Here is an 8,351-nt window from a genome sequence, read left to right as displayed (position 1 = left end):
CGGCCATGCCCGACTACCTTGGCGGGCAGGAACCTGGACTGCCCCCGAAAAAGTGGCGCGATCTCCTGTGGGAGCGGCCTTGTGTCGCGAAAGGGCCGCAACGCGGCCCCAGAATTGATGCGCAATAGTTGAAATTGCGGGGGCTGCTTTGCAGCCCTTTCGCGACACAAGGCCGCTCCCACAGGGAGAGCGTGTAGCCTGAGCTCGGCGCCAAACCTTTGGGAGCAATCGTGCCTGCGAAGTCCTGCAGAAACGCTGGCAGGCACTAAGGCGAGCCCGCCCAGGCGAAGTGATACACGTGGCTGGGGGCCGTGGCCTGGCACTGGCCGTTATCGGCATCGGCACCAACCACATACCATTCTGCGCGCGAGGTCTCGCCCAGCCTGCGTGCCTTGTCGGCACTGAAGCAGCGGCCCAGCTCCGAAGCCGGTACCAGGGCGAAGGCCGTGGGGTTGTGACGCAGCCAGTAAGCGGCCGCGTCCGCCCTGGGCTGGCCGGTGAAACCGAAGTGCACGATGGGTTGCCGGGCAAACAGCCAATGCCCCTCGCGCCAGTTGACCAGCACCAACTCGGCGCCGCCGGTGGCCCGTGCGGCTTCACTCATCAATGTTTCATGCGGGTTGCGGCCTTCCTTCAGCGGCTCGACGAAGCCGCGTGCGAACCACAGCGCGAACCATGCCAGGGCCACGGCAGTGAACGCCTTGCGCCAGGCCGGCCGGCGCTGCAGCCAGCGCTTGAGCAGCCACGGCAGCAGCGGCGCGATGGCCAGCACCAGGCCCGGCAGCGCCGGGAAGATATACAGCTTGCGCTTGCCGCTGCTGAGGCTGAAAAACAACAGCACCAGCACCACCCAGCCGAGCAGCAGCAGAAAGCGCCCGTCGCGTTTTTGCAGCTGCCGGCGCCAGGCCGGTACCAGCCAGGGCAGGGCCAGCACCAGTGGCAGCCAGTATTTGGGGATGACTTTGACGAAGAAGTACCAGAACGGTTCGCGATGGTCCCAGGCATTGGCATAGCGGCTGGCGGTCTGGCGCAGCAGGATTTCCTTCAAATAGGCCAGCTCCGCCGCGCCACCGCCATGGGCGATCGATACCAGCAGTGGCAGCAGCCACACCGCGCAACCGGCCAGCAGCCACGCCAGCCCCAGGCTCCAGCGCCAACCCTGGCCGGGCATGGCCACCACCCCGTGCCAGCGGTGGCGCACCGCCCAGGCATAGGGCAGCAATAGCAGCGCCGGGACAAAGCCCACGCCCTTGCTGATAATGCCCAGGCCCATCGCCGCGCAGGCCAGGTAGAACCAGCCCCAGGCCGGCCCGAGCAGCAAGTGGCGCAGCATGCCGTAGAAACCCAGTGCCACCCACAGGCACAGGAAGCTGTCGATCTGCCCGGTGCGCAGGATGCTGTAGCTCTGGTAGGTGGCCAGGAACAACAAGGCGGCGATCACGCCGATGCGTCGGTTCCACAGGCGCCGCCCCAGGTCATGCAGCACCCAGGTAATGGTCGCCGCCGACAGCAGCCCTGGCAGGTACAGGGCAACCTTGGGCGAGCCGGTGAGGTGGCTGAACAGGGCCACGGTCCACATGAACAGCGGCGGCTTGTCGCCGTAGATTTCCGCCGCCCGGTGCGGGATGAACCAGTTGCCGCTCTGCAGCATTTCCAGGGCGACGCCGAGAAAGCGTTCTTCATCCACGTTCATCGGCTGGCGCCAGCCGATACCCGCACCCACCAGCACCACCGCGAGGGCAATCAGGGCCAGGCGTTCGGCCCCGAGCGTGTTGAACCTAGGCAAGGGCTATTCCTTCTGTTCCTGGTGGCGGGCGATCAGCTGCAGGTTGCGCAGGTAGACCAGGAAGCCGAAGCTCTGGCCGATGATGAACACCGGGTCCTGGCGATAGATGGCGTAGGTCAGCAGCAGCGCGCTGCCGAGCATGCTCAGGTACCAGAAGCCCACCGGGATCACGCTGCGGCGCTTGAACTCGCTGTACAGCCACTGCAACACGAAGCGCCCGGTAAATACGGCCTGGCCGGCGAAACCGATGACCAGCCACAGGGTTTCACGGGTCATCCTTCGAACTCCTGGGGGCGCGTGTCCAGGCGGGTGCGACGGATCAGCCACCAGACCCCGAACAGGTCGAGGATGCCGACCAGGGCGCGGTCCAGGTTGCCGTACTTGGACACCCCGGCCTGACGTGGCCGGTGGTTGACCGGGTGAACCAGCATGCGGCCGTTGTGGCGCAGGATCAGCGCCGGGATGAAGCGGTGCATGTGGTCGAAGTAGGGCAGGCGCAGGAAGGCCGCGCGCTCGATCAGTTTCAGCCCGCAGCCGGTGTCTGGCGTGGCGTCCTTGAGCAAGCGGCTGCGCAGGCCGTTGGCAAGCCGCGAGGCCCAGCGTTTGCTGGCGCTGTCGCGGCGGTTGACCCGGTGCCCGGCCACCAGCTTGACGCCGCCGGCCAGGTCCTGGTTGGCGCGCACCAGGGCCAGCATGCCGGGGATGTCCGCCGGGTCGTTCTGGCCGTCACCGTCCAGGGTCGCCAGCCAGCGCCCGCGCGCAGCCTGGGCTGCATGCCACAGCGAGGTGCTCTGGCCCAGCGAGCGCTCGTGACGGAGGATGCGCAGTTGCGTGTATCCCTGGCTTTTCAGTTGCAGCAGTACGCTCAGGGTGCGGTCGCTGCTGCCGTCATCGACCACCAGTACTTCATGGTCTTCAGCCGCCAGCGCGATGCGTATTTCCATCAAGAGTGACGGCAGGTTGTCGACCTCGTTCCTGGCGGGAATGAGCACCGAGAGGTCAAGTGGATCTGTCATGAGGCTACCTGTGATCTTGTTGTGATTGCGCGGCTCAGACCCGGTAGAAATCCCGGTACCAGCCAACGAAGGCGTTGACGCCGTGTTCCAGCGATGTGCCGGGGGTGTAGTCGATCCAGCGTGCCAACGAGCCGACGTCGGCCCAGGTTTCCAGCACATCACCTGCTTGCAGCGGCAGGTAGTCGCGTCGGGCCTTGATGCCCAACGCATGCTCCAGGCATTCGACGAAGTGCAGCAGCCGTACCGGCTGGCCTCGGCCGATGTTGAACAGCTGGCAGGGCGGCTGCCCCTCGGCCGGCAGTGGCGGCTTCAGGCGCAGGCGCACAATGCTCTCGACGATGTCGTCGATGTAGGTGAAGTCGCGCCCCATCAGGCCGTTGTTGTAGACCTCGATCGGCCGGCCCTCGAGCATGGCGCGGGTGAACTTGAACGGCGCCATGTCGGGGCGGCCCCAGGGGCCGTATACGGTAAAGAAGCGCAGGCCGGTGGTCGGCAGCTGGTACAGGTGCGCGTAGCTGTGCGCCATCAGTTCATTGGCGCGCTTGCTGGCGGCATACAGCGACAGCGGTTGCTCGACCGGGTCGTCGACGCTGAACGGCAGCTTGGCGTTGGCGCCGTACACCGAACTGCTGGAGGCGTAGATCAGGTGGCGGGGTGGCTGCTGGCGGCAGGCCTCGAGGATGTTGAGAAAGCCGACCAGGTTGGCCTGGCCATAGGCGCCGGGGTTGTCCAGCGAATAGCGCACCCCGGCCTGGGCTGCCAGGTGGATCACCTCACTGAACGCCTGGCCGGCGAACAGCTGTTGCAGTTCGCTCGGGTGGGCGATGTCGAGGGTGTGGAAGCGGAAATTGGCAAAGCCGAACAGCTGCTGCAGGCGCGCCAGCTTCAGCTGGACGCTGTAGTAGGCATTGAGGTTGTCGATGCCGACCACCTCGATGCCTGCTTCGCACAGGCGCCGCGCAACGTGGTAGCCGATGAAGCCGGCCACGCCGGTAATCAGTACGGGCATGCTGGCTGCACCTGGCCACGGCCGATGCCGTAGTAAGTCAGGCCGGCGGCGGCCATGTGTTCGGGTTCGAACAGGTTGCGCCCGTCGAACACCACCCGGTCGGCCAGCTGTTGCGGCACCTTGTCCAGGTTGAGCACGCGGTAATCCTGCCATTCGGTGACGATCACCAGGGCATCGGCGCCGCGCAGTGCATCGTCCTTGCATGGCACCAGTTGCAGGTCGGCGCGCGGGCCATAGTGCCGCTGGATTTCTTCCATGGCCTGCGGGTCATGGGCCTGCACCCGCGCGCCGGCGGCCCACAGCGCTTCCAGCAGGACCCGGCTGGAGGCCTCGCGGATATCATTGGTATTGGGCTTGAACGACAGCCCCCACAAGGCGAAGACCTTGCCCCGCAGGCCGCGTGGGTAGTGGCGCTGGATCTTGCTGAACAGCCGGCCCTTTTGCTGCTCGTTGACCGACTCCACCGCACGCAGCAGCTGCGGCTCGAAGCCTTCGGCCTCGGCGCTGCGGCGCAGGGCTTGCAGGTCCTTGGGGAAGCACGAGCCGCCAAAACCGCAGCCGGCATAGATGAAGTCGTAGCCGATGCGCGGGTCCGAGCCGATACCACGGCGCACCATTTCGATATCGGCGCCCAGGTGCTCGGCCAGGTTGGCGATTTCGTTGATGAACGAGATCTTGGTCGCCAGCATGCAGTTGGCCGCGTACTTGGTCAGCTCGGCGCTGCGCGCATCCATGACCATGAGTTTTTCGCGGTTGCGGCTGAACGGCAGGTACAGCTCGCGCAGCAGCTCTACCTCGGCAGGCTCCGCGCCACCGATGATGATGCGCTCCGGGCGCATGCAGTCATCGACTGCCGAGCCTTCCTTGAGGAACTCGGGGTTGCTGACGACGTGGAAGCGGCTGGTATCGGCCACGGCCTGGGCGATGCGCGCCTTGATGCGGTGCACCGTGCCGACCGGCGCGGTGGATTTGTTGACGATCAGCTTGGGGCCGTCGGCATGTTCGAGGATGCTGTCGACCACGGCAAACACGTGCTTCAGGTCGGCGCTGCCATCGGCCTGTGCCGGGGTGCCGACGGCAATGAACTGCAACCTGGCGTAGTTGGCCGCTTCGCTGGCGTCGGTGGTGAAGCGCAGGCGGCCGCAGGCCAGGTTCTTCTCCAGCATCGGCGCAAGGCCGGGCTCGAAGATCGGGCAATGGCCTGCATTGAGGCTGGCGACCCGCTCGGCGTCGACATCCATGCATAACACCGAGTGCCCCACCTGGGCCAGGCACACTGCCTGGGTGAGGCCGACATAGCCGGTACCGAAAACCGTGACCTTCATTTGACAGCTCCTTGGCGAGAAAGCTGAAAAAAAATGTCACAACGTTGTTTAGATATTGTTACTTGCGCAGGCCGCTGCTTCCTGGGTGACGTTCCACAGCTGCTGGCGGAACCAGCGCCGCAACGGGTCGGCGTGGGTGCGTTCATGCCATATCTGCATCACCTCGATTGCGGGCAATGTCAGCGGCAGCGGGTACATGCGCAGGTCGTCATCACGCTCGGTGGCTTCGATGGCCAGCGAGCTCAGGCAGGTGAGCAGCAGGTCGGTGCCGCGCAGCAGGCGCGTGGGGGCCACGAAGCTCGACAGGCCAGCCACGACCCGTCGTTGCATGCCCTGGCTGCGCAAGGCGCGATCGACCAGGCCATCGAGGTCGCCGGTGAGGGTGGTGAGCAGGTGGTCGCTGGCGAGGAAGCTATCGAGGTCCAGGCCTTGGTCCGCGGCTGGATGACTGCGCGAGGCCAGCACAACGAAGTGTTCGGTGAGCAGGCGCTGTTGGTGGAAGGTTTCCGGGAGGTCGGTATAGAACCCGGCAACGGCCAGGTCACAGGTGCCTTTCTCCAGCTCTTCGCGAGGGAGCTGGCCACGGGTGTTGTGGGTGACCAGCGTCAGGTTCGGTGCCTGGCTGCGCAGGATCGGCAGCAGCCTGGGCAACAGCGTCTGTTCTACATAGTCGGTGCTGTACAGGTGCAGGCGGGCAGGGCGGGCGAGGAAGTCCTGCCCTTCGCAGCGTTCATAGAAGCCTTCCAGGCCCACTACCAGGCGTTCTACCTCGGGCGCCAGTTCGTGGGCGCGTGGCGTCGGGGTCAGGCCCCTGGGCGCGCGGACGAACAGCGGGTCGCCAAACTGATGGCGCAGCTTGTTGAGCTTGTGGCTGAGCGCGGGCTGGCTCAGCGCCATGCGCTGGGCGGCGAGGGTGGCGTTGCGTTCCTGATACAGCACATGGAACAGGTACAGCAGGTTGAGGTCCTTGCTGGAGATATTCATTTTCTGGATCGCAGACATGAGAGCTTTCGAATTATCGAATCATAGCCTTGCCATTAGCATGAACGCATCCCGCCGACATGAGCGGACGGCTCTTTTTGCCTGATCAGGAGATTGTTGCATGACCAAGATGTCTCGGCTTGCCCTGGCTGTTGCCAGCACCCTGCTTGCCGCTGGCGCCCACGCTGCTCCCAAGGGAGAGGTGCTGGTGCTGTTGTCCAGCGAGCACCTGTTGCCGCTGCAGGACGGCAAGCACTACGCCACCGGCTACTACCTCAACGAGTTCGGCGTGCCTGCCGACCAATTGCTCAAGGCTGGCTACAAGCTGGTGCTGGTAACCCCCAAAGGTAATGCCCCTAGCGTCGACCAGCGTTCGATCGACCCGCGCTACTTTGCCGGTGATGCGGTGGAGATGCGCCGGATCGAGAAAGTCGTGCAAGGCCTGCCGGGCATTGACGATACCCTGTCGGTGAAAGAGGTCCTGGCAGGTGACTTGGGCCGCTATGCCGGGCTGTTCATCCCCGGCGGCCATGCGCCCTTGATCGACCTGGCCAACAACCCGGACGTGGGCGCCTTGCTGCGGCATTTCCATCAGGCCGGCAAGCCCACAGCCGCCATCTGCCACGGCCCCATCGCCTTGCTCTCGGCCCAGCAGGACCCGGCGAGCTACCAGTCGGCGCTGGCGCGTGGTGAAAAGCCGGCAGCCAATGACTGGCTGTACAAGGGTTACAAGATGACCATCTTCTCCGACCCGGAGGAGCAGGTGTTCGAAGCTTCGCTCAAGGACCAGCGGCTTTTGTTCTACCCGGCCAACGCCATGGCAATGGCAGGGGGCGACATGGCCTACGCCAAGGCCTGGCAACCCAATGTGGTGGTGTACCGCGAACTGATCACCGGGCAGAACCCGTTCTCGGACAAGGCGCTGGCCAAGGTACTGCTGGAAAAGTTGGCAGGGCAGGCAAAGCCCTCTGATCAAGGCATCTAGACTTAGAAGTGGCCTGCATCGGGCAACGCTCGGCAGGCCCATACCATTCAACCGACCACCGCCTCCCCGGAGCGGATGTCCCTCGCTGGCGATGGCCTTCTTTGCAGAGGAGGGCAGGTCATGGACGAGGCAAGGCTTCACGACTTCATGGGCAAGCTGGTGGGCGACATGGGCGCGGCGGCGACGTTGGCCAACGTGATTCTCGGTGACGAGCTGGGGTTGTACCGGGCCATGGCCGACAGCCAGCCGACCACCCCCGAGGCGCTGGCGGAAAAGACCGGCTGCCACCCGCGGCTGGTGCGCGAATGGCTCAGCGCCCAGGCCGCCTCGGGCTACATGGTGCATGACAAGGGCCGTTTCGTGTTGCCTGAAGAGCAGGCCATGGCCCTGGCACTGGAGGATTCCCCGGCCTATATGGCCGGTGGTGCGGCGGTGGTGGCCGCGCTGTTCCACGACAAGGACAAGCTGGTCGCGGCCATGCGCGGCGATGGCGGGCTGGCCTGGGGCGACCATCACCCCTGCATGTTCAGCGGCACCGAACGGTTCTTCCGGCCGGGTTACCGCACCTTCCTGGTGGCCGAATGGCTGCCGGCGCTGGAGGGCGTGGTGGCCAAGCTGCAGGCGGGCGCCAAGGTGGCGGATGTGGGCTGTGGGCATGGCGCTTCCACGCTGGTCATGGCCCAGGCGTTCCCGGCATCCACCTTCGTCGGCTACGACTACCACGGGCCTTCCATCGCCACCGCCAACGAGCGTGCGCGCGAGGCGGGGTTGGCGGGGCGGGTGAGCTTCCAGCAGGCCAGCGCCAAGGACTACCCGGGGCATGACCATGACCTGGTGTGCTTCTTCGATTGCCTGCACGACATGGGCGACCCGGTGGGGGCTGCGAAGCATGCCTACCGTGCGTTGAAGGCCGACGGCACGGTGATGCTGGTGGAGCCTTATGCCGAGGATTCGCTGGAGGGCAACCTGACACCGGTCGGGCGCTTGTTCTATGCGGCGTCGACGTTTATCTGCACGCCGAACTCGTTGTCGCAGGAGGTGGGGTTGGGGCTGGGTGCGCAAGCGGGGGAAGCGCGGTTGCGGGCGGTGTTCGAGGAGGCGGGTTTCGGCCGGTTCCGGCGGGCGACGCAGACGCCGTTCAACCTGATCCTGGAGGCTCGGAAGTAGAGGTCAGCCTGTGCCGGCCTCTTCGCGGGTGAACCCGCTCCCACAGACCTGTGAAATACCTGTGGGAGCGGGCGTGCCCGCG

At 65.4% G+C, this 8,351-nt stretch carries 8 protein-coding genes; 2 read left to right on the top strand and 6 right to left on the bottom strand.

Annotation, left to right across the window (positions count from 1 at the left end):
- Nucleotides 1–265: 265 nt before the first annotated feature.
- Genes RYH74_RS20450 through RYH74_RS20425 form a run of 6 tightly spaced genes read right to left on the bottom strand, consistent with a single transcriptional unit; the run spans nucleotide 266 to nucleotide 6,120 of the window.
- A complete protein-coding gene (locus RYH74_RS20450) occupies nucleotides 266–1,786 on the bottom strand; it encodes a glycosyltransferase family 39 protein (RefSeq protein ID WP_317410038.1) in 1,521 nt (506 codons plus the stop codon).
- 3 nt (nucleotides 1,787–1,789) lie between these two features.
- Nucleotides 1,790–2,062, bottom strand: coding sequence for a lipid-A-disaccharide synthase N-terminal domain-containing protein (locus tag RYH74_RS20445; protein ID WP_025338958.1), 273 nt, complete (start codon nucleotides 2,060–2,062; stop codon nucleotides 1,790–1,792).
- Nucleotides 2,059–2,802 carry a glycosyltransferase family 2 protein gene (locus RYH74_RS20440; RefSeq protein WP_075045110.1) on the bottom strand — a complete coding sequence of 248 codons (744 nt, stop codon included), beginning with the start codon at nucleotides 2,800–2,802 and terminating at the stop codon, nucleotides 2,059–2,061. The genes RYH74_RS20445 and RYH74_RS20440 overlap by 4 nt, the downstream gene beginning before the upstream one ends.
- 34 nt (nucleotides 2,803–2,836) lie before the next feature.
- The gene (locus tag RYH74_RS20435) at nucleotides 2,837–3,811 is read right to left on the bottom strand and encodes an NAD-dependent epimerase/dehydratase family protein (RefSeq protein ID WP_075045111.1); all 975 of its coding nucleotides are present in this window, start codon (nucleotides 3,809–3,811) and stop codon (nucleotides 2,837–2,839) included.
- Nucleotides 3,799–5,136, bottom strand: coding sequence for a UDP-glucose dehydrogenase family protein (locus tag RYH74_RS20430; RefSeq protein ID WP_075045112.1), 1,338 nt, complete (start codon nucleotides 5,134–5,136; stop codon nucleotides 3,799–3,801). The genes RYH74_RS20435 and RYH74_RS20430 overlap by 13 nt, the downstream gene beginning before the upstream one ends.
- A gap of 48 nt (nucleotides 5,137–5,184) precedes the next feature.
- Nucleotides 5,185–6,120, bottom strand: a complete 936-nt coding sequence (locus RYH74_RS20425; protein WP_075046967.1) for a LysR family transcriptional regulator — start codon at nucleotides 6,118–6,120, stop codon at nucleotides 5,185–5,187.
- Nucleotides 6,121–6,238: 118 nt separating this feature from the next.
- On the opposite strand from RYH74_RS20425, the gene RYH74_RS20420 reads away from it, so the two are divergent.
- Together RYH74_RS20420 and RYH74_RS20415 are read left to right on the top strand one after the other, a co-directional pair.
- Nucleotides 6,239–7,102 carry a type 1 glutamine amidotransferase domain-containing protein gene (locus RYH74_RS20420; protein WP_075045113.1) on the top strand — a complete coding sequence of 288 codons (864 nt, stop codon included), beginning with the start codon at nucleotides 6,239–6,241 and terminating at the stop codon, nucleotides 7,100–7,102.
- Nucleotides 7,103–7,222: 120 nt separating this feature from the next.
- A complete protein-coding gene (locus tag RYH74_RS20415; protein WP_075045114.1) occupies nucleotides 7,223–8,269 on the top strand; it encodes a class I SAM-dependent methyltransferase in 1,047 nt (348 codons plus the stop codon).
- Nucleotides 8,270–8,351 lie beyond the last annotated feature (82 nt).

Source organism: Pseudomonas sp. LSJ-87 (assembly GCF_032971465.1).
GTDB lineage: Bacteria > Pseudomonadota > Gammaproteobacteria > Pseudomonadales > Pseudomonadaceae > Aquipseudomonas > Aquipseudomonas putida_Z.
The sequence above is the reverse complement of the archived record's forward strand: the minus strand, read 5'-3'. Positions and strand labels throughout refer to the sequence as shown.